Here is a 22,801-nt window from a genome sequence, read left to right on the forward strand (position 1 = left end):
GATGACTGCATTATTAACATTTACTGTTTTAGTACTGGTTGCGATTGCGATTTGGCAGATGACCAAGATTTTTGAACTGTCGCAGACTAAAACGGAACGCTCTCAAATAGCGAACGATTCCGATAACAAGAACAACGGATATTTGTTGTTTGCGTTCCTCATTTTTATTTACGGGATCACAATTTTTAGCTTTGCCAAGTATTACAAAATGCTTTTGCCAGAGGCGGCATCCGAACATGGTGGTGACTACGACCAGTTAATGTGGGTGTCATTTGCAATTATATTCTTTGTACAGACCATTACACAGGCATTGTTGCACTATTTTGGGTATAAGTACAGAGGAGAGAAAGGTAAAAAGGCCCTTTTCTTTGCCGATAATGATAGGTTGGAATTTATCTGGACCATTATTCCGGTAATCGTATTGGCAGGTTTGATTCTTTGGGGACTGTACACTTGGACCAATATTATGGACATCAACGAGGACGATGACCCATTGATCGTAGAGCTGTACGCCCAGCAATTCAACTGGACCGCAAGATACGGTGGGGACGATAATGTCCTGGGTGAAGCCAATGTTAGATTGATAGATATTGCCAATGCCAATGTTCTTGGTATTGATGAATCCGACCCCAACGCAGAAGATGATATAATCGTAAAGGAACTGCACTTGCCCGTCGGAAGAAAAGTAAACTTTAAAATGAGGTCGCAGGACGTATTGCACTCCGCATACATGCCTCACTTTAGAGCACAAATGAACTGTGTCCCCGGTATGGTCACACAGTTTTCATTCACACCGACCATAACAACGGAGGAGATGCGTTTGAATCCCGATGTTGTGGATAAGGTAAAAAGAACCAATGCCATACGTGCCCAAAAGGGCGATGATCCATGGGAGTTCGATTACATTTTGTTGTGCAATAAAATATGCGGAAAATCACACTATAACATGCAGATGAAGATCATAGTGGAAACCGAAGAAGAGTTCAATGCATGGCTAGCCGAACAGCAGACCTTTAAGGCATCTGTAATGGTTGACGAAACTGAAACAGAAACAGAAGAGCAAACGGCCAGCACGGAAGAAGTAGCGGATGTTGAATCGGAAGAAACCGCTTCGGAAGAGTAAAAACAAAAAAAGAATAACGAAAAATTAATTGGAATATGTCTGAAGTAGCCCATGTAAGTCACGATGATCACCACGATGATCATGGACATCACCATAAGGAAACCTTCATAACAAAATACATTTTCAGTCAGGACCATAAGATGATATCCAAGCAATATCTCATTACAGGTCTAATCATGGGATTCATCGGTATTGCTATGTCGTTGTTGTTTAGGATGCAGCTGGCATGGCCTGGCGAATCTTTTGGGATATTCGAGGCCGTTTTGGGCAAATGGGCACCAGATGGCGTAATGGATGCCGACATCTATTTGGCATTGGTGACCATCCACGGTACCTTAATGGTATTCTTTGTGTTGACACAGGGATTAAGTGGTACCTTCAGTAACCTATTGATTCCATTGCAGATTGGTGCCAGGGATATGGCTTCCGGATTTATGAACATGGTTTCCTACTGGATGTTCTTTGTATCGTCCGTGATCATGATTATTTCATTGTTCGTGGAAGCAGGGCCTGCAGCAGCAGGTTGGACCATTTATCCACCGTTGAGTGCGCTTCCAATGGCCCAGCCCGGTTCCGGTATGGGTATGACGCTTTGGTTGGTATCCATGGCCATATTTATCGCCTCCTCTTTGTTGGGTTCATTGAACTACATTGTAACCGTCATCAACCTTAGAACAAAGGGAATGTCCATGACACGTTTGCCTTTGACCATCTGGGCATTCTTTGTAACGGCCATCATTGGTGTTATCTCTTTCCCCGTATTGTTGTCCGCAGCTTTGCTGCTGATCATGGATAGGAGCTTTGGTACATCGTTCTTCCTTTCGGATATTTTTATACAGGGCGAGGTATTGCACTACCAAGGAGGTTCTCCGGTACTTTATGAGCACTTGTTCTGGTTCTTGGGGCACCCAGAGGTATATATTGTTTTGATACCGGCATTGGGTATTACTTCCGAAGTAATGTCCACAAACGCAAGAAAACCGATTTTTGGATACAGAGCGATGGTAGCTTCCATTTTGGCGATAGCATTCCTATCCACCATTGTATGGGGTCACCACATGTTCATATCCGGTATGAACCCATTCTTGGGATCTGTATTTACATTTACGACCCTATTGATTGCGATACCCTCTGCGGTCAAGGCATTCAACTATATCACCACACTATGGAAAGGTAACCTGCAGCTCAACCCTGCCATGTTGTTTTCCATTGGTCTGGTCTCAACATTCATCACAGGAGGTCTAACAGGTATTATTTTGGGTGATAGTACGTTGGATATCAATGTTCACGATACGTACTTCGTGGTAGCTCACTTCCACTTGGTAATGGGTATATCTGCCCTGTACGGGATGTTCGCAGGTATCTATCACTGGTTCCCAAAGATGTTCCAGGGCCGTATGATGAACAAAAACTTGGGTTATGTCCACTTTTGGATTACCGCGGTTTGCGCGTATGGCGTATTTTTCCCGATGCACTTTGTCGGAATGGCAGGGGTGCCACGTCGTTACTACGAGAACACCGCGTTCCCTATGTTCGATGAGTTGACCAACGTACAGGTATTGATGACCGTATTTGCGATCATTGCAGGTTTGGCCCAGTTAATATTCGTTTACAACTTTATCTCAAGTATCTTCTACGGTAAAAAAGGACCTGTTAACCCGTGGGGCTCCAACACTTTGGAGTGGACAACTCCGCAGGAGCATATCCACGGAAACTGGCCAGGGGAAATTCCACACGTTTACCGTTGGGCATACGATTACAGTAAAACATACGAAAATGGTGAGTACATTATTGCAGGACAGGATTTTGTTCCGCAAAACGTTCCGCTTCAAGAGAACGAAGAAGAACTCAACCATTAAAAAATATAGTTATATTAGTGAAAAGGCCCGTCCAATTTGGATGGGCTTTTTTTGTTGGAATGGATTTTGAAGTGAATTGTATATCTTTAAAAAGCATTTTCCCCCTATCAAAAAGCAACCGTGATGAAAAAGATTGTTATCCTACTTTTAGTGTTAATGCCGATAGTGACCACTGCGCAGCGCAAACCCAAAATAAAAGGTAGTCGCATAGTAACACAGGTGAGCGAAGAACTTCCGCCCTTTACCGCAATTATTTTAAATGATGACCTTGAAATCACCCTAAAGGAATCCTTGGGGCCGGGCTATCACCTAATTGCCGACGATAATTTGGTGGACATACTTAAATTTGAAGTCAATGATGGCACTTTGGTGATAAGTTCCTACTACAACATTACGGCGAAAAAAGAGTTGGAAATCACGGTGAACTATACCCAGCTCAATGCCATTACGGTAAAAAACGGGACCATGGTTTCCAAAGATGTCATCCAATCCGCGGAACTGTTCGTGGATGGTTTCAACAATACAAAATTGGATATTAAGGCGAATGCGGACGTGATGGATATTAATTTGGAAGATACCAGCAGCGGTGATTTTCATGTAGAGGTCGACTCGTTGAACGTAAACCTGAACAAAAGAGCACAGGCCTATGTGTACGCGCAGATAAATTCCGGTGTTGTGGATATGGAAGGCAATTCATCCTTGGCCATGGAAGGCACCTCGGATAGATTTCATGTCAACGTGCTGGACAATGCCAATTATAAGGGAGAGGCCATGCAGATCAATTCGGCGCAACTTGAAATTACCGGAACCGCCAATGCAAGGATTTATTCATTTGGCGATATATCCATAAAATCATCAGGAAGCGCAGGAACTTATCTGTACGGCACGCCAAAAATTACCATTGAAGAATTTTTGGGAACCTCCCAACTCATCAAAAAAGAAGACTGATGATTATTGGGTAATCGGAGCGCTCATGCAATGCTCCGGAATGCCGAAACCATCTACCAATACTTCAATATGCGGCCTGAGCTCTGTGGATAACCGCTCTACCCGTTGACGGATGGCCTTCGATTTGGTGCTCCCAACATAACCTTGCTCCAAAAACCATCTGGCATCCGAATTGATTTGGTCCAAAGCGTAAAGGCAACCTACTTTCTCCATCAAGACCCTGTATTTAAGGTCCGATATAGTATCGATATGGTCACAGAAAACAGAATACGCCAGTTCCACACTGTACGCTTTTCCCAAAGCCAGTAAGTGGGTCTGGACCTTCAGGAAGGCCTGATACGAGGGAATCCCCTTTTTAATATAGTTGCGAATGCGCATGGCGAGGGTATAGGTCAGCCTGCGCGTGCGATAGTCAAAAGCATGCTTATGGAACTTTGGATTGTATAGGTGCTCCGCATCGACTTTGTTGGAATACAATGGGTTTATGGCCGTAAGTTTATCCGAAAGCTGCGATTGAAGCAGTTTTAAAACCGAGGCAAACCCTGCACTATTGAATTCAGCTTGAAAATCCGATAGGATACCTTTCGCAGCCAGTTGCAACAGCACCGTATTGTCCCCTTCAAAAGTGGTAAAAATGTCCACATCTCCCTTAAGGTCGGCAATCCTGTTCTCCAATAAATAGCCTTTTCCACCACAGGCTTCGCGACATTCTTGAATGGTTTCGTTGGCAAACCAGGTGATTATGGACTTGAGTCCCGCCACTTGGGTCTCGATCTTTCGTTTGTCAGGTTGCGAATCGTCACTGTAGCGCTTTATCATTTCTTCCAGAGTGAAATGATACACGTAGGCTCCTGCAATTTTTGGGGTTAGCCTCAGCTGATGGGTGGGATAATCCATGATCAAGTCTTCCTGTACCTTCACATTATCATTGAACTGCCTACGGTTCAGGGCATATTTTACTGCGATGGACAAGGCCATTTTACTTCCCCCGAGAGCGCCACGGGCCACGCAGATTCGTCCACCCACCAAAGTGCCCAACATGGTGAAAAATCGCTTGTTCGGATTTTTGATGGAGGAAAAGTACGAGCCATCATCACGTATCTCCCCGTATTTGTCCAAGAGGTTTTTTCTGGGGACCTTAACATTGTTGAACCAGATTTTACCATTGTCCACCCCGTTCAGTCCCAACTTGTAACCATTGTCCTCGATGGTGATTCCTTCCAAGGTTTCGTGTGTTTCATTCCGGAGCGGAACCAAAATAGCATGTACACCTTCATTTTTGCCATCGACGATCAATTGTGCAAATACCGAAGCCATTTTGGAATGCAGGGCGTTCCCGATGTATTCCTTGTTATCATTTTTGCCTGGGGTATGTATAATGATGGAATCTGATTCCTTTTCATAGGTAGCCGTGGTCTTGATGCCACGGACATTGGAACCGTGCCCAGTTTCTGTCATGGCAAAACAACCCAATAATTTGGTTTCGCCGGCGTCTTTCAAATACACATCATGATGCTTTTTGGTGCCCAACTTCTGGATGCTTCCGCCAAAAAGCCCAAACTGAACCCCGAACTTTACCGCCAAACTGCCATCCACGAACATCAGATGTTCAAAAATTGCGGCATAAGCGGGCATGTTGTCTGTTCCGCCATAGGCATTGGGGTAGGCCATGGCGCCGTATCCCGCTTTTCCCAAAAGTTGGACCTGTTTCAATACCCTGTTCCGGAATTCATCTTTATCCCTTAATATTTCCCAAGCAAAATCAGGTTTGTCCAAAAACTTCCGGAACTCATCAACCACTTCGGTGTGCTCACCCTTAAGCATATAATCCAGCATTTTGGGATCGTATTCGTCCGAAGTTTTTTCATGAACCACCTCTACATCGAAGAGATGGTTGTAGTGGTTGGGCTGTATGCCAAGATGGACTTCGATATGCTTTAGCGCTTCGTTGACATTATCACCTTTAACCAATCGCTGACTAAGTGAAGTAAGCGGATAGGTGTCGCTCTCGATCAATTTAACCTTGGAATTGGCAATGGTCAGTTTCCAGTTCTTAAGTTCCTCATCATGGGGCGGATGGTCTTTGTGCAACCAATCGCCCAATTGTTTTTTTTCTTCAAAGCTCAATGTTTCATCTTGCGCTATTACTTTTTGTACAATGGATATTTCTGAAGCGGAGAGCAGGTCATCGGACCAAATCACGTAGAAAAATGGTATGTATTGTAGAATTCCAGTGGAATAATCAGTGGTAATCATAAAGGAATAAATTGATGTATTTAAACTTATCTAAGGTAAGGTTTAGATTTTTAAGAAGTGGACTCCAAAAGGTATTTTAGTGCCTTTGACTTTAGGCGGATTCCGTTTTCAACTATATTTGTTGAACCATGAATGAAAATTTAGATCCAACAGGCGAAAATCTTTCTCCGGAAGAATTTGATATAGAAAGAGCGTTACGGCCCATTAGTTTTGACGACTTTACCGGCCAGGCCCAAGTACTCGAAAACCTAAAGGTTTTTGTGCAGGCCGCCAATCTTAGGGGAGAAGCGTTGGACCATACCCTTTTTCATGGCCCTCCGGGTTTGGGGAAGACCACCTTGGCGCATATTCTTGCCAACGAACTCGGGGTGGGAATCAAGGTCACCTCCGGACCCGTGTTGGACAAACCGGGGGATTTGGCCGGGTTGTTGACCAATTTGGATGAACGGGATGTTCTCTTTATCGATGAAATCCACAGATTGAGTCCCATTGTGGAAGAATATCTGTATTCCGCTATGGAGGATTATAAAATTGATATCATGATCGAAACGGGCCCGAATGCCCGTACCGTGCAGATCAACCTAAGTCCGTTCACATTGATTGGCGCCACCACGCGATCTGGCCTGCTGACAGCTCCCATGCGCGCAAGGTTCGGAATCCAGAGCCGTTTGGAATATTACAATACAGAACTGTTGTCCACCATAGTTGAAAGAAGCGCCGAAATTTTAAACGTTCCCATCACCAACGATGCCGCAATTGAGATAGCAGGTCGGAGCAGGGGAACGCCCAGAATTTGTAATGCACTATTGCGCAGGGTTCGAGACTTCGCACAGATAAAGGGAAATGGTAACATTGACCTTGAGATTTCGCAGTTTGGACTAAAGGCTTTGAACGTAGATGCCCATGGATTGGACGAAATGGACAATAAAATTTTGACCACCATCATAGATAAATTCAAAGGTGGACCTGTTGGGATTACCACTTTGGCAACGGCAGTGTCCGAAAGCGCCGAAACTTTGGAAGAAGTGTACGAACCTTTCTTGATTCAGCAGGGCTTTATCATGCGAACCCCTCGAGGACGTGAAGTCACGGAACTTGCCTACAAACATTTGGGCAAGGTAAAGGGCGGTACACAAGGCGGATTGTTCTGATATAATTGCTCTCTCCGTATTATGTCAAAGAGCTTGTTTCTAATCGTCATGGCCCATTTGAATCTATAATGAAATGTTATAAAGATGAGTTTGATACGCTAAAGGTAAAGTGTAAAGACCCTTAGGCAATCTTACTTATCTAGTCCGCACCCTTTCAAAATCATTTGTAGTCCCCAAGATAAGGTTTCAAAGGTTGTTTCATTGTCCAATTCGCAGACATCCTTTGCTGTAATGATGGATTCTATTCCCATTAAAAGTACGGACAGATGAATCAATTTTTCTTTCTCCTCTTCGCTCAGATCGGCCTTAGTAGATTTAAAGTACTCTCGGAGCGTGTTGATTCGGTTTTTTCCCCTACGCATTTGTGGGTTGGATGATGCCAGTACAGCTGCCAAAAACTTTCTTGAAGTTTGTTCGTTTCGAAGGCTGAAATCCAAGTAGGCCTTTTGGATGTTTAAAAGGGTATCATTTTCTGATGTTTCCTTGTCATTGCCAAAAAAGCTATCAGGTTTGGGAACGTCAAGTTGAAGAATCAAATCCATGGAGATGGAATCAATATTGGTGTAGTACCGATAAATCGTTGCTCTGGAAACCCCAGCTTTCTCTGCTACATTTTCCATGGTCAAGGTTTCTTTCTTCTCCAATAATTCACGCGATGCCTCTAGAATTTTATCTCTGGTATTCTGCTTTTGTTTTTTACGTCCAGATGCAATGTGCCTATCTTTCATGAGACAAATATCTCATAAAATTTTGAGCTATGAAAATTAATCTATATGTTTGTGAGACAAAAATCTCATAAAATGAAAAACAATGCTTCAAAATGGGTCTTGGGCCAAAAAGTGACTTTGCACCCCACCACGGGTGATTATGATTTGGTTGTTTGTGAAACTCCAGCTGGTGCACAAGGTCCACCACCTCATGTGCATAGCGAATACAAAGAGGCTTTTATGGTCGTCCAGGGCGAACTTGAGTTTTTTGTGAACGGGAAGACTTTTGTATGTAAACAAGGCGAGTCGGTTGATATCCCGCCTGGGACCTTGCATACATTCAGCAACAAAACGGATGCAGCCTGCACTTGGGTAAATATTCACAGTCCCAAGGGATTTTATAAATTTTTTGAGACTTTTGGTGTTCCGGAAACTGAAGATAATGCAATCATGAAATCCGTGGAACCTGAAATTATTCAAAAAGTTTTGGCCACGGCATCACAATATGATATGGCCATTCCGCCTCCACCACAGCAATAATGATTTACTGTTTTGTATCTTGGCATTTCAATACTTTATTGAACATCTATATTGAATGCTCTTCAGAAAAATACAGAACTAATAAAAACCGAAGCCAAACGCCTCGGTTTTTTGTCATGTGGTGTTTCCAAGGCTGAATTTTTGGAGGAAGAAGCCCCTCGTTTGGAGAAGTGGCTCAACCAGAACATGCATGGCGAGATGCAGTACATGGAAAACCATTTCGACAAACGTTTGGACCCTACAAAATTGGTCGAAGGTTCCAAGTCGGTCATATCACTTTTATTGAATTACTTTCCTTCCAAAGAGCAGAATCCAGATTCCTATAAAATTTCCAAATATGCTTATGGGATGGACTATCACTTTGTGATTAAGGACAAGCTCAAGAGTTTGCTTCATTTTATCCAAGAAGAAATCGGGGATGTCCACGGACGCGCATTCGTGGATTCTGCCCCCGTCCTGGACAAGGCGTGGGCAGCGAAAAGTGGGCTTGGCTGGATAGGCAAAAACAGCAATTTGCTCACCCAGCAAGTGGGCTCCTTTTATTTTATTGCCGAACTGATCGTGGATTTGGAACTGGAATACGATACGCCTGTGACCGACCATTGCGGTACCTGCACTGCTTGTATCGATGCTTGTCCTACGGAAGCCATTGTACAGCCCTACGTGGTCGATGGCAGTAAATGTATTTCGTACCTCACTATTGAGTTGAAGAACGAAATCCCTTCTGAATTTGATGGTAAATTGGACGAATGGATGTTCGGTTGCGATGTGTGCCAAGATGTTTGCCCATGGAACCGTTTTTCAAAATCGCATAGCGAACCGCTTTTTAACCCCCATCCGGACTTATTGTCCTTCACTAAAAAAGATTGGGAAGAGATAACGGAGGATGTCTTTAAAAAAATCTTTAAAAAATCAGCGGTAAAAAGAACAAAACTATCAGGTCTTGAACGGAACATCAATTTTTTGAAGAAATAGCATTATATTGAGCCATATTCTTGAAGTATTCTTGTCTTTTTTGTTGGAATGTTAAAGAGTGGCTAAACAAACTACATGATTAAGATTAAAAAGCCCAAATTAAGTTTTTGGCAAATTTTCAACATGAATGTTGGATTCTTGGGAATCCAATATAGTTTTGGGTTGCAACAGAGTGCCATCAACCCCATATTTCTTTTTTTGGGCGCCACAGAGGAAATGTTGCCCATTTTAAATATTGCAGGTCCCGTAACGGGCTTGATCGTTCAACCCATTATTGGTGCCATATCTGATAAAACATGGTCGCCGCGTTGGGGAAGGCGAAAACCCTTCTTTTTGATTGGGGCCATCATGGGGAGTATCTGTTTGTTTGCTTTTCCTTTAAGTCCCGCCTTGTGGTTTGCAGTAGGTTTACTTTGGATTTTGGACGTGGGGAACAATATGGCCATGGAGCCCTACCGGGCATTTGTGGGTGATAAATTACCGGAGTCACAATTCAGTATCGGCTATCAGATGCAGAGCCTTTTTGTGGGTGCGGGCATTCTTTTGGCCAATGCCTCTATCTTTATATTTCAAGATTGGTTCGGAGGGGGGCAAGAAGTGGAAGGTACTGTGCCCAAGTGGTTGTACTATTCTTTTTTTATCGGTTCATTCTTGTCGATAGCCACCATTTTATGGTCTGTCTTAAAAACGCCGGAAATTCCACCTACGGACGATGAACTGACCGAAATCAATAAACATAAAGCACTTCCCTTTGCCGAGCGGTTCAAGGTTCCTTTTGTGGAAATTGCACATGCGGTAAAGCAAATGCCCAGATTTATGTGGAAGCTGTCCGCGGTCTACCTCTTTCAATGGTATGCACTTTTTGTGTATTGGCAATTTATCACGCCTTTGTTCAGGGTTTCTTTAGGGTATGATACTTCCGAGGCGGCAGCACAAGCAGCAAAAATGAGCACCACCTATAATATTGTTACTGCTGTAGTGGCATTGGTTCTAGTGCCATTGACCATGCGATTTGGGGGCAAAAAAGTATATGCTTTGAGTTTATTAGGAACGGCAATCGCGTTGTTTGCCATACCTTATATTCAGGACCCGGTTTACGTGCTGTTCCCCATGGTGCTGTTCGGAATCGGTTGGGCGGCAATGATGGGAATCCCTTACAGTATGGTGTCCAAAGTGGTCCCACAAGAACGAAGAGGGGTTTATATGGGCATATTGAATATGATGATCGTAATCCCGATGGGGATAGAGACACTTACTTTTGGACCTATTTTTAAAAATCTTTTAGGAGGCAATTCGGTCAATGCGATGCTTTTTGCAGGCGCGTTTTTTGTCATAGCAAGTATTTTGGCCATGCGGCTCAATGTAAAAAAGGCCAAAAAAGAATATCCCTTGGATTCATAAACCAAACTGGGGCAGTAGGTTATAAAATTACGTTTTCAATTTTTTGTTTGAGTTGAAATTGATTATCAAGATTTTAAGATAAAAGCAACGAATGCCCTAACTTTACCACTTCATTTTTTACAATATGAGCAAGGAAAAGCAAAGAAGGGAAGCGTTACTGTACCACGCTAAACCACAGCCGGGAAAAATCAAGATCGTACCCACAAAACCATATTCCACCCAACGGGATCTGGCATTGGCCTACTCGCCTGGAGTGGCCGAACCTTGTTTGGAAATCGAAAAGAACAAGGATGATGTGTACAAGTACACCGCCAAAGGAAACATTGTGGCGGTAATTTCCAATGGAACCGCCGTTTTGGGTCTGGGGGATATAGGCCCGGAGGCCTCAAAACCGGTAATGGAAGGAAAGAGTTTGCTTTTCAAGATTTTTGCTGATATCGATGGGATTGACATCGAATTGGATACCAAGGATGTAGACCGTTTTATTGAAACGGTGAAGACCATCGCTCCGACTTTTGGAGGTATCAACCTGGAAGATATCAAAGCTCCCGAAGCTTTTGAGATAGAACGCAGATTGAAGGAAGAACTTGATATTCCTGTAATGCACGATGACCAGCATGGAACCGCAATTATTTCTGCTGCAGCTTTGATAAATGCTTTGGAAATTGCCGAGAAAAAAATCGAAGAAGTCAAAATAGTAGTCAGCGGCGCAGGTGCAGCTGCCGTTTCCTGTACCAAGTTGTACAAGGCATTTGGGGCAAGGGCGGAGAATATTGTAATGCTCGATAGCAAGGGGGTAATACGAAGCGATAGGGAGAATTTAAGTGGGGAGAAAGAGGAGTTTGCCACCGATAGAAAAATAGATACTTTGGAGGAAGCCATGGTCGATGCCGATGTTTTCATCGGGCTTTCCATTGCGGATATTGTATCTCCGGGGATGTTGAGTTCCATGGCTGAAAACCCCATTGTCTTTGCTATGGCCAACCCGAATCCTGAGATCGAGTACAATCTGGCTTGCGAGACCAGAAAAGATATCATTATGGCAACAGGACGCTCGGACCATCCTAACCAAGTGAACAATGTGCTTGGATTCCCTTTTATTTTTAGGGGAGCCTTGGATGTGCGAGCCACCAAAATCAATGAAGAAATGAAAATGGCCGCGGTTCGAGCTCTGGCAGATTTGACCCGTGAACCTGTGCCGGAACAAGTGAACATTGCCTATGATGCCACAAGGTTGACCTTTGGCAGAAACTATATCATTCCAAAACCTTTTGACCCACGTTTGATCACCAAGATTCCACCGGCAGTGGCAAAAGCTGCCATGGACAGTGGAGTGGCCAAATTCCCGATTCAAGATTGGGACAAGTATGAAGAGGAACTGTATCAAAGGTCGGGCAACGACAATAAAGTGGTGAGGCTGTTGCACAACAGGGCCAAGGTAAACCCAAAACGAATCGTGTTTGCCGAGGCTGAATTATTGGATGTAATGAAGGCCGCGCAGATTGTTTACGAAGAAGGAATCGCCACGCCCATTCTGCTCGGAAACAAAGAAATTATAGAACATCTAAAAAAAGAGCTGGAATTTGATGCCGAGGTGCCGATTATTGATCCACGTTCCGATGAATTTAGCGAAATGCGTTCCCGATATGCGCTAAAGCTTTGGGAATTAAGAAAAAGAAAGGGTGAGACCAAGTACAGTGCACGTGTCAACATGGGCAAGCGCAACTATTTTGGTGCGATGATGTTGAAAGAAGGTGATGCAGACGGAATGATTTCCGGCTATTCGAGAGCCTACCCAAAGGTATTGCGCCCCGTTTTTGAAGTATTGGGAAGGGCCAAGAACGTACAGAATGCCAGTACCGTAAATATTATGATCACGGATAGGGGGCCTCTATTTTTAGCGGATACCTCCATCAATATAAATCCAAATGCGGAAGAGCTGGCCGAGATTGCCCAAATGACGGCCAACGTGGCCAAAACCTTTGGTTTTAACCCCATTATGGCATTGCTATCTTATGCGAACTTTGGTTCTTCAAACCATCCGCATGCCAAAAAAGTTCGGGAAGCCGTTAGAATCCTGCACGAAAGGAATCCGGATTTGGTGGTCGATGGTGAAATTCAAACCGATTTTGCTCTTGATCCAGAAATGAGCGATAAAAATTTCCCATTCTCCAAGATATCCGGTAAAAAGGTCAACACCTTTATATTCCCGAATTTGGAATCCGCCAATATCACTTATAAGCTATTGAAAGGTCTTAACAAGGCCGATTCCATTGGTCCGATAATGGTCGGATTGACCAAAGCTGCCCACATTTTACAGTTGGGTGCAAGCGTGGACGAAATGGTGAATATGGCCGCAGTAGCCGTTATCGATGCCCAAGAAAGGGAGAAAAGACGGAAAGCTAGAATGCAAGGAGAATAGTCTCCTTAAAATCAGATAAAATGATTACCCATTTAAAAGGAAAACTGGTCGAAAAAAATCCCACCTATGTCATTGTAGAATGCAATGGCGTCGGCTATTTTTTGAATATTTCTTTGCATACGTTTTCCATGCTTACCGATGAGGAAAATATATTTATTTATACCGACTTGTTGGTAAAGGAAGACTCCCATACCCTGTTCGGTTTTGCGGAGCGTGCCGAGCGCGAAGTATTCCGTTTGTTGATCTCCGTTTCGGGGGTCGGGGCCAGTACCGCACGTACCATGTTGTCCTCATTGTCACCGGCAGATGTAAGGGATGCCATAGCCAATGGCGATGTCCCCACAATCCAGTCTGTAAAAGGGATTGGGGCCAAAACGGCCCAACGCGTTATCTTGGATTTGAAGGACAAGATTTTAAAAGTCTACGACATAGGCGAAGTTTCACAACAATCAAACAATACAAATAAAGAAGAAGCGTTATCTGCATTAGAGGTTCTTGGTTTTACCAGAAAGCAATCTGAAAAGGTGGTGGACAAGGTACTTTCCCAAGACACTTCGTTAAGCGTAGAGAACATTATAAAACAGGCGCTGAAAAATTTGTAACTAGTTTGAAAAAAGGGGCAAAACCAATACTTAAACCAATACGTTTTAAGTACATCTTCTTTGTTGTTTGTTTACTGTCCATATCCAACCTAATGGCGCAGGAAACGGACGAACAGGCTCAGGATTCCGTGCAAACAGGAGTTGAGCTTGGCCGCCTTATCATGGACAACCCTGATAGCATTGTTGCAAAATACACTTACGACCCCAAAACAAACACATACGTATATACCGAGAGCATTGGCGATTTCAATGTAAATTACCCTGTAATACTTACTCCTGAACAGTACTATGATTTGGTGGAGAAGGAGCAGATGAAACGCTATTTTAAACAAAAGGGAGATGCCTATGCCGGAAAAAAGGCGGGTAGCGAAGAGGCAAGACGAAATCTTTTGCCCAACTTTTATGTGAACAGTAACTTTTTTGAGACCATTTTCGGGGGGAATACCATTGAGGTGATCCCACAAGGGTCGGTCGCTATGGATTTGGGCGTGTTGTGGCAAAAAAATGACAACCCTGCATTGTCCCCGAGAAACCGTACCAACCTTTCTTTTGATTTTGACCAACGCATCAGTTTAAGTTTGCTGGGAAAAGTAGGGGAGCGTCTTCAAGTAACGGCAAACTATGATACGGAGGCCACGTTCGATTTCCAGAATTTGGTCAAGTTGGATTACACGCCGACCGAAGATGATATCCTTCAAAAAATTGAAGTGGGTAACGTAAGTATGCCGCTGAATAGTTCTTTGATTACCGGTGCGCAGAGTTTGTTCGGTGTAAAAACACAACTTCAATTTGGAAAAACCACAGTGACCGCTGTGTTTTCCGAGCAGCGTTCGCAAAATAATACCGTAGTGGCCCAAGGTGGCGGTACGGTCAACGAGTTTTCGTTGACAGCTTTGGATTATGATGAGGATAGGCACTTTTTCTTGGCACATTACTTCCGGGATAATTACGACCGTGCCCTGGAGTTTTATCCCTTTATACAGACCCAGGTTCAGATTACCCGTTTGGAGGTATGGGTGACCAACCGAAACCAACAAACTCAAAATGTAAGAAATGTAGTGGCCATCCAGGATTTGGGAGAGGCCATTTCCGATAATACCCGTATCGGTGTCAACAATGGGGACCCCGCAGGCTTTTATAATCCGCAAGCTGTTGCCACAGGCCTTCCCCAGAACGGGGCAAACGATTATGATCCCAATCAAATTGGGAGTGGTGCATTAAGCCAGGCAGTTCGGGACATTGCTACGGTAGAATCCGGCTTTAACATTCCCGGGTATACCGTGAACCAAGGCTTTGATTATGCTATCCTGGAAAACGCCCGAAAACTGGAGCCGGGCAGGGATTATGAATTTGACTCCCAATTGGGTTACATTTCTTTGAGCCAAAGTTTGAGCAATGATGAAGTTTTGGGTGTAGCTTTTCAGTATACCTTCAATGGGCAGGTCTATCAAGTAGGGGAATTTGCCAACGGCGGTGTGGATGCTACCACAATTCCACCAAATTCCAACTTAATAGAGAACAATGCATTGATTCTAAAGTTGCTGAAGAGTAACATCACCAATGTTCAGGACCCTATTTGGGATTTGATGATGAAAAACATCTATTCCACGGGAGCCTATCAATTGAGTCAAGAAGATTTCAAACTTAACATTCTATATTCCGACCCAACCCCGCGAAACTACATCACCCCGGTAGACCCGAACGCAGGTTGGCCAACAGGGTTGCAGGATCAAGTATTGTTGAATGTGTTTAATCTTGACCGGTTGAATACTTATAATGATGTGCAACCTGGAGGGGACGGATTTTTTGATTATGTCGAAGGGATTACCGTCGATTCCCAATCGGGCCGGATTATTTTCACAAAAGTTGAGCCATTCGGAGAGTATTTGTTCGAACTGTTGGGGGGAGGGGTTTATGATGTGGCCAACGATCAGGGCTACAATCCCAACCAACAGCGCTACGTATTCCGTAATATGTACGCCAAAACCAAGGCGGCCTCTTTGCAAGATGCGGAAAAGAACCGTTTCCAGATAAAAGGACGATATACTTCGCAATCCAATAACGGGATTCCTATTGGCGCCTTCAATGTGCCGCAAGGTTCGGTGACCGTAACCGCCGGTGGCCGCCAACTGCAAGAGGGGATTGATTATACCGTGAACTATCAAGCGGGAACGGTGCAGCTTCTCGACCCAAGTTTGGAAGCTTCCAATACGCCTATCAATATTTCCGTGGAGAACAATGCGGTATTTGGCCAGCAGACCAGACGTTTTGCCGGGGTGAACGTAGAGCATAAATTCAACGAAAAATTTGTTCTGGGAGGAACCTTGCTCAATTTGAACGAGCGACCCCTCACCCAAAAATCAAACTACGGAATCGAGCCCGTGAACAATACTATTTTTGGACTGAACGGAAACTTCAGTACCGAGATTCCGTTCCTGACAAGATTGGCGAACAAGTTGCCCAACATAGATACGGATGTGCCTTCAAATCTTTCTGTAAGGGGAGAAGTCGCTTTCTTGCGACCAAATTCACCGAAGAACGCCGATTTTCAAGGCGAGACCACTACCTATCTGGATGATTTTGAAGGCGCCCAGGCGCTTATAGATATTCGTTCATCGTTGGGTTGGACGTTGGCGAGCCCGCCAGTGGAGTTTTTGAACGATAGAACGGGAATCGATGTAGGTTACGAGCGTGCAAAAATGGCATGGTACACCATCGACCCTATTTTTTATACCAATCAGAGACCTTCCGGATTGTCCGATAATGATATTTCCTTGAACTCTACCCGTAGGGTTTTTATCGATGAGGTATTTACCGAAACGGATATTGCGCAAGGACAGACCCAAGTGCAAAGTACTTTGGATGTGGTTTACTATCCAAATGCAAAAGGGCCATACAATGCCAATCCAAGTTTTGAGACCGAAACTCCGGATGTGAAATGGGGAGGGATCATGAGACCGTTGAGCAGCACCAACTTTGAACAGTCCAATGTGGAATTCGTCCAATTTTGGGTGTTGGATCCTTATGTTGATGGTGAAACCGTTGATGGGAATGCAGGGGAACTGGTATTCAACTTGGGTAATATTTCCGAAGATATTTTAAAGGATGGCCGAAAGCAATACGAAAACGGATTGCCGGCAAGCACCAACAATGAGGTTCCAAGGGAAACCATTTGGGGGCAAGTGCCTTCCACGCAATCATTGGTGTATGCTTTTGATGCCGATGAGGCCAACAGGTCGGCACAAGATCTTGGTCTGGATGGTTATGGCGATACCGAAGAAGCTTCTATTTATAATGGCCCAGCAGAAGACCCTGCTCTGGACAACTACCAATATTATCTGAATCGCGAAGGTGGTATTTTAGAGCGCTATTTGGATTTTAACAATACACAGGGCAACTCTCCGGTTACCGTTACAAATACCAACAGAGGTTCCACCACTCTGCCAGATGTGGAGGATATTGACAGGGATTTGACCATGAATACGGTGAACAGTTATTACGAATACCGTATCCAAATAAAGCCCAACACCACCATCGATGATCAATATGTGACCGATATCCGTGAAGGACAAACGCCTACCTTGCCCAATGGTACGCAGTTGAACCGTAGGTGGATTCAGTATAAAATTCCATTGAGCGATTTTACCGATGCCGTAGGTGGAATCTCTGATTTTAGATCCATCAGTTTCATGCGGATGTATTTGACCGGGTTTTCCGATGATGTGGTACTCCGTTTTGCTACCTTGGACCTGGTACGTGGCGATTGGAGGACCTACACCAATTCCCTACAGCCCAATGTGGACAATGATCCTTCGGATGATGCTACGGTTACCGACGTAAATACCGTAAACATTGAAGAAAACTACGGAAGACAACCTATTCCCTACGTTTTGCCTCCGGGGGTTTTCAGGGAGCAGCTGAACAATAACAATACGATCATTCGCCAGAACGAGCAGTCCTTGTCCTTTGTGGTAGAGAATTTGGAGTCTCAAGATTCCCGTGGGGTGTTTAAAAATGTAAATGTGGATGTGCGCCAGTACGAACGCTTGAAAATGTTCATGCACGCCGAAAAAATATTCAATGCGGATTACTCGGACAGCGACACACCTTTGGTCGGTTTCTTGCGTATCGGTACCGATTTCTCCGAAAACTTTTATCAGATAGAATTGCCGCTTCAATTTACTTCTTTCGGAGCTTCATCTGCAGAAGAGATTTGGCCCGATGTCAACGAAATTGATGTAGCACTAAGGGATTTGAACAAAGTAAAGTCAAAAGGAATATCCGATCAAACGCTTGATGAGATCAATTACTACGAAATTGTGGATGGCGAAGCTGTTCTTGTGGATGAATTCGCTCCGCGAACATTGGGAAGGGTCCGAATCGGGATACGGGGTAATCCATCATTGGGTAGCATTCGTGGTATGATGGTGGGTATCAAAAACATTGACGATATTCCAGCCCGAGGCGAGGTATGGTTCAACGAACTTCGCTTGGCAGGATTGGAAAACAATGGAGGCTGGGCCGCTACCGCTGCCTTGGATGCCAACATGGCCGATTTTGCCAACGTTACGGCAACGGGAAGCAGAAGTACATCAGGTTTTGGATCCATAGACCAGACCCCTACGGAACGTGCTTTGGAAGATGCGATTTCTTATGATGTCGTGACCAATGTGAACGTGGGACAATTGTTTCCGAAGAAATGGAACTTGCAATTGCCGTTCAATTATGGTATTTCCGAAACCTTGATCACACCGGAGTTCGACCCTGTTTACGATGACTTAAGGTTGGATGACAGGATTGCCGCCGCATCAACGCAAGAGGAAGCCGAGACCATTCAGGAGCAGGCCGAAGACTATACAAAACGGACCAGTATCAATTTGATCGGGGTCAGAAAAAATAGGGGAGAGGAAGCCGAAGAAAATTTCTTCGATGTGGAAAACTTCACCTTTAATTATTCCTACAATGAAACCGACCATAGGGATTTTGAGGTGGCGGAGCTTCGCGACCAAAACGTTGCAACGGGATTTGTCTATAATCATAATTTTAAACCGGCTCCCGTGGCGCCCTTTGCCAAAAAGGATTCCATGCTTACCGGCAAATATTGGCAATGGCTCAAGGATTTGAACTTTAATGCCCTGCCCACAAGTTTATCGGTGAATGCCAACTACAACCGTTCCTTTAATCAGCAGCGGTACCGGGACGTGTTGGAGCCCGGAGTGGATGCGCTCCAGTTGCCATTGCTGCAGCAACGTAACTATCTGTTCAATTGGCAATATGCGCTCAATTATAGTTTGACGAAATCATTGAGGCTGAACCTGACCGCCTCCAACAACAATATTGTCCGTAATTATTTTAATGTGGACGATGATCGGGATTCCGGAATCAATCAGGCCTTGGACCTTTGGGATGGATTCTTTGATATTGGCGAACCAAATAGGCATGCACAGCAAATGCAGTTGAACTACGAATTGCCGTTCAGTAAGATACCGTTCCTTAATTTTATCAATGCCCAGTACACCTATACCAGTAATTTTGATTGGCAACGTGGCGGGGATGCATTAATAGAGGTGGCCGGAGAAAACATCAACACCGTCCAGAATGCCAGCACCCATAATTTGACGGCCAATATGAGCATGCAACGTTTTTATGACTTTTTGGGCCTTAAAAAACGTGACGGAAAGGTGACCGCCAACCAAGCACCGATTAGAAGGGATAAGGCGGGGAACCCTGCCAACGGTGAAGAAACCGATGGTCCGCGAAAAACAAGCAAGGGCTTCAATACCTTGGTGGACATTGTTACCATGGTAAAACGTGTCAACGTAAATTATAGCGAGAACCGGGGAACGGTATTGCCGGGCTATACGCAGTCCATAGGATTTATTGGGACTTCCAGGCCCACTTTGGGATTTGTCTTTGGAAGTCAGGCAGATGTAAGGTTCGAAGCGGCGCGTAGGGGCTGGTTGACCGACTATCCGGAATACAGCAACCAGTTTATGCAGAACACCAACAAGCAGCTGAACGTTACCGCTACGGCACAGCCCACACAAGATCTGACCATAGACTTGACCGCCGATAGAAGTTATATGAACTCATCCAGAGAGACCTATAGCCCAGAAGAGTGGATGAACGAGCAGCCGGGATTGATCAATGAAATGGGGAACTTCAGTATATCTACGATGATGATCGGAACTGTATTCAGTAAAAGTGACGAATTTGATTCCGAAACCTTTGAACAGTTCAAACAAAACAGGATCACCATTGCGAACAGATTGGTCTCCGATCGTGGAGAAAGCCCGGGCCAGTTGGATGAGGACGGTTTCCCTGAGCGTTACGGTAAAACACAACAAAATGTATTGCTTCCCGCATTCTTTGCCGCCTATACGGGGCAGGATGTGGAAAGGGTGAACATGGACGCTTTCCGTGAAATTCCTATCCCAAACTGGAACATTAAGTATACCGGTTTGATGAAGAACAGGTGGTTCAAAAAGAAATTCAAACGTTTCTCCTTGAGCCATGGCTACCGAGCCGCCTATAGCGTAAACTCGTTCCAGACCAATTTGGAGCGTCAAAACACCACATTTGATCCCGAGAACGGAGATTTGTTGCCCAAGACACTGATCAATAATGTGGTGCTCACAGATGAGTTCAGTCCGTTGATGCGCGTAGATTTTGAGATGCAGAACTCCTTTAGCTTTTTGGCCGAATTGCGCACCAGCAGGACCCTATCTTTGAGTTTTGACAACAATCTTTTGACCGAAATCAACGGAAACGAATATACCCTTGGTCTGGGCTACCGCTTTAAGGATGTGAAGTTCGTGACCAATATAGGGGGCGAGAAAACACGTTTAAAAGGCGATTTGAACCTAAAGGCCGACCTTTCAATGCGTGACAACATAACCATTATCCGCAACTTGGATATCGACAATAATCAAATTACATCGGGCCAACGGTTAATGTCCGTAAAGTTCACGGCAGATTATGCCCTGAGCAAAAGTTTGAATGCCTTGTTCTTTTATGATCACTCCTTCTCGGAGTTCGCGGTATCCACGGCATTTCCCCAGACCACTATCAATACAGGCTTTACGTTGCGGTACAATTTTGGTAATTAGTAATGGGTCGTTCATCTTTACTTCATTTTGTCGCAAAGTTTCTTTGAAAAGCTTTCCGCAATCTGTTACATTTGTCCATCGACTAATTCAAACACATTAGCAATGAACATACCATCAGAATTAAAGTACACCAAGGACCACGAATGGGTCAAAATAGATGGAGATATCGCAACCGTTGGAATCACGGATTTCGCTCAAAGTGAACTAGGGGATATCGTTTACGTAGAAGTGGAAACTTTGGACGAAACATTGGATAAAGAAGAGGTTTTTGGCACTGTTGAAGCGGTAAAGACCGTTTCCGACCTGTTTTTGCCATTGAGCGGGGAAATCGTCGAGTTCAATGAGGCATTGGAGGACGAGCCTGAAAAAGTGAACTCCGATCCCTATGGAGATGGTTGGATGGTAAAAATTAAACTAAGCGAGCCTTCTGAAGTGGAAGAGCTAATGAGTGCCGAGGATTACAAGGCATTGATCGGTGCTTAAGCAAAACCTATATACCATATTGTTTATAAGCTGGGCAGTGATCATAACAATGCTCAGCTTATTTTCTTTCTCGGACATGGACTTGGACACCGGAGGGCTAAATATTCCGTACGCCGATAAAATCACCCATTTTACATTTTATTTGGTGTTCGCCGTAATGGGGTGCCTAACTTTACGGGAGAGGACCATGGGCAAGCTGGAATTGGGCAAGGCCTTGATTATTGTTCTGATTTTCGCTATATTATATGGAATACTGATCGAAGTATTGCAGTATAGCCTCACAACCGATAGAATGGCCGAGTTCGGCGACGTTATGGCAAATACTCTGGGAGCATTTGCAGGAATTGGACTGATTCGGTGGGTTTTTTCCAAGAAAAACCCGTTAAAATGGAAATTTTAATTGTTTATTTAACCAATTAATAATTAAATTAGCAAACACTAAATTTAGAAAAGGAGAAAAAGGATGGAACCAAAAAAGAACCCGAAAGCAGACGTAGGAAGAAACAGCACGCTATACTTTGTTATAGGACTTGCTGCTGTTTTGGCATTGGTCTACGGAGCCATGGAGTGGAAAAAGTACGATAAGGCCAGCGATTACGACATTTCTATGAATGTTGAAGATCAATTGGACGAGGAAGTGCCGATGACCGAACAAATCAAAACTCCACCGCCACCACCGCCACCTGCAGCCCCCGAAGTTATCGAGGTTGTAGAAGATGAAGAGGAAGTAGAGGAAACAGTGATCGAGTCCACCGAAACTAGCCAAGAGGAAGAGGTAATCGAAATCGAGGAAGTAGAAGTGGAAGAAGTGGAAGAGGATATTTCGGTCCCTTTTGCGGTTATCGAGGATGTTCCAATATTTCCTGGCTGTGAAAACGCCAAGGATAAGAAAGCCTGTTTCCAAGAGCAAATGCAAAATCATATCCGTAAAAACTTCCGTTACCCGGAAATTGCCCAAGAAATGGGAGTTCAAGGTAGGGTAAGTGTTATTTTCGTTATCCAAAAAGATGGAAGTATCGGAAATATTAGAATGCGCGGACCGGACAAAAACTTGGAGGCAGAGGCAATGCGTATCATCCAAAAATTACCTAAAATGACTCCTGGAAAGCAGAGAGGAAGACCGGTAAAGGTACCTTTCAGTATTCCGATCACATTTAAGCTTCAGTAAAATTTATATATAAATTCCTGTTGAGGCAGGAATGGAAAAAGCCCTGATGGAAACGTC

Annotated in this window: 15 protein-coding genes; 13 read left to right on the top strand and 2 right to left on the bottom strand. The window is 44.3% G+C overall.

Going from position 1 to position 22,801, the window contains the following annotated elements; translation table 11 throughout:
• The first annotated feature begins 1 nt into the window (after position 1).
• From GVT53_RS20710 to GVT53_RS20720, 3 genes are all read left to right on the top strand, one after another.
• Positions 2-1,123, top strand: a complete 1,122-nt coding sequence (locus GVT53_RS20710) for a cytochrome c oxidase subunit II (protein WP_166250340.1) — start codon at positions 2-4, stop codon at positions 1,121-1,123.
• Between the two features lie 35 nt (positions 1,124-1,158).
• Positions 1,159-2,982, top strand: a complete 1,824-nt coding sequence (locus tag GVT53_RS20715) for a cytochrome c oxidase subunit I (RefSeq protein WP_166250341.1) — start codon at positions 1,159-1,161, stop codon at positions 2,980-2,982.
• Positions 2,983-3,105: 123 nt separating this feature from the next.
• Positions 3,106-3,930: a GIN domain-containing protein gene (locus tag GVT53_RS20720; protein ID WP_166250342.1), complete on the top strand. Its 825-nt coding sequence runs from the start codon at positions 3,106-3,108 to the stop codon at positions 3,928-3,930.
• Between the two features lie 3 nt (positions 3,931-3,933).
• On the opposite strand, the gene GVT53_RS20725 is transcribed toward GVT53_RS20720, so the two are convergent.
• Positions 3,934-6,186 (bottom strand): acyl-CoA dehydrogenase family protein, encoded by a 2,253-nt coding sequence (locus GVT53_RS20725; RefSeq protein ID WP_166250343.1) that lies wholly within the window; start codon positions 6,184-6,186, stop codon positions 3,934-3,936.
• Positions 6,187-6,314: 128 nt separating this feature from the next.
• Between GVT53_RS20725 and ruvB the strand changes: the two genes are divergently transcribed.
• Positions 6,315-7,337, top strand: a complete 1,023-nt coding sequence (gene ruvB, locus GVT53_RS20730) for a Holliday junction branch migration DNA helicase RuvB (protein ID WP_166250344.1) — start codon at positions 6,315-6,317, stop codon at positions 7,335-7,337.
• A gap of 131 nt (positions 7,338-7,468) precedes the next feature.
• Here the strand turns inward: ruvB and GVT53_RS20735 are convergent, their stop codons facing one another.
• Positions 7,469-8,065, bottom strand: a complete 597-nt coding sequence (locus GVT53_RS20735) for a TetR/AcrR family transcriptional regulator (protein WP_166250345.1) — start codon at positions 8,063-8,065, stop codon at positions 7,469-7,471.
• Between the two features lie 72 nt (positions 8,066-8,137).
• On the opposite strand from GVT53_RS20735, the gene GVT53_RS20740 reads away from it, so the two are divergent.
• The 9 genes from GVT53_RS20740 (at position 8,138) to GVT53_RS20780 (ending at position 22,744) form a co-directional block, all read left to right on the top strand.
• Positions 8,138-8,584, top strand: a complete 447-nt coding sequence (locus tag GVT53_RS20740; protein WP_166250346.1) for a cupin domain-containing protein — start codon at positions 8,138-8,140, stop codon at positions 8,582-8,584.
• Positions 8,585-8,635: 51 nt separating this feature from the next.
• Complete coding sequence (gene queG / locus GVT53_RS20745; RefSeq protein WP_166250347.1) at positions 8,636-9,559, top strand: tRNA epoxyqueuosine(34) reductase QueG; 924 nt, start codon at positions 8,636-8,638, stop codon at positions 9,557-9,559.
• Between the two features lie 75 nt (positions 9,560-9,634).
• Entirely contained in the window at positions 9,635-10,960 is a 1,326-nt protein-coding gene (locus GVT53_RS20750; protein WP_258537672.1) for an MFS transporter, read from the top strand.
• A gap of 124 nt (positions 10,961-11,084) precedes the next feature.
• Complete coding sequence (locus tag GVT53_RS20755; RefSeq protein WP_166250348.1) at positions 11,085-13,382, top strand: NADP-dependent malic enzyme; 2,298 nt, start codon at positions 11,085-11,087, stop codon at positions 13,380-13,382.
• 20 nt (positions 13,383-13,402) lie between these two features.
• A complete protein-coding gene (gene ruvA, locus GVT53_RS20760) occupies positions 13,403-13,984 on the top strand; it encodes a Holliday junction branch migration protein RuvA (RefSeq protein ID WP_166250349.1) in 582 nt (193 codons plus the stop codon).
• 5 nt (positions 13,985-13,989) lie between these two features.
• Complete coding sequence (sov, locus tag GVT53_RS20765; protein WP_166250350.1) at positions 13,990-21,093, top strand: T9SS outer membrane translocon Sov/SprA; 7,104 nt, start codon at positions 13,990-13,992, stop codon at positions 21,091-21,093.
• A gap of 102 nt (positions 21,094-21,195) precedes the next feature.
• On the top strand, positions 21,196-21,576 hold the full coding sequence (gene gcvH / locus GVT53_RS20770; RefSeq protein WP_166250351.1) for a glycine cleavage system protein GcvH: 381 nt from the start codon (positions 21,196-21,198) through the stop codon (positions 21,574-21,576).
• Between the two features lie 49 nt (positions 21,577-21,625).
• Positions 21,626-21,976: a VanZ family protein gene (locus GVT53_RS20775; protein WP_166250352.1), complete on the top strand. Its 351-nt coding sequence runs from the start codon at positions 21,626-21,628 to the stop codon at positions 21,974-21,976.
• A 63-nt stretch (positions 21,977-22,039) separates the two neighbouring features.
• Positions 22,040-22,744, top strand: coding sequence for an energy transducer TonB (locus GVT53_RS20780; protein ID WP_166250353.1), 705 nt, complete (start codon positions 22,040-22,042; stop codon positions 22,742-22,744).
• Positions 22,745-22,801 lie beyond the last annotated feature (57 nt).

The organism is Flagellimonas oceani, assembly GCF_011068285.1.
In the GTDB taxonomy this organism is placed as follows: domain Bacteria; phylum Bacteroidota; class Bacteroidia; order Flavobacteriales; family Flavobacteriaceae; genus Flagellimonas; species Flagellimonas oceani.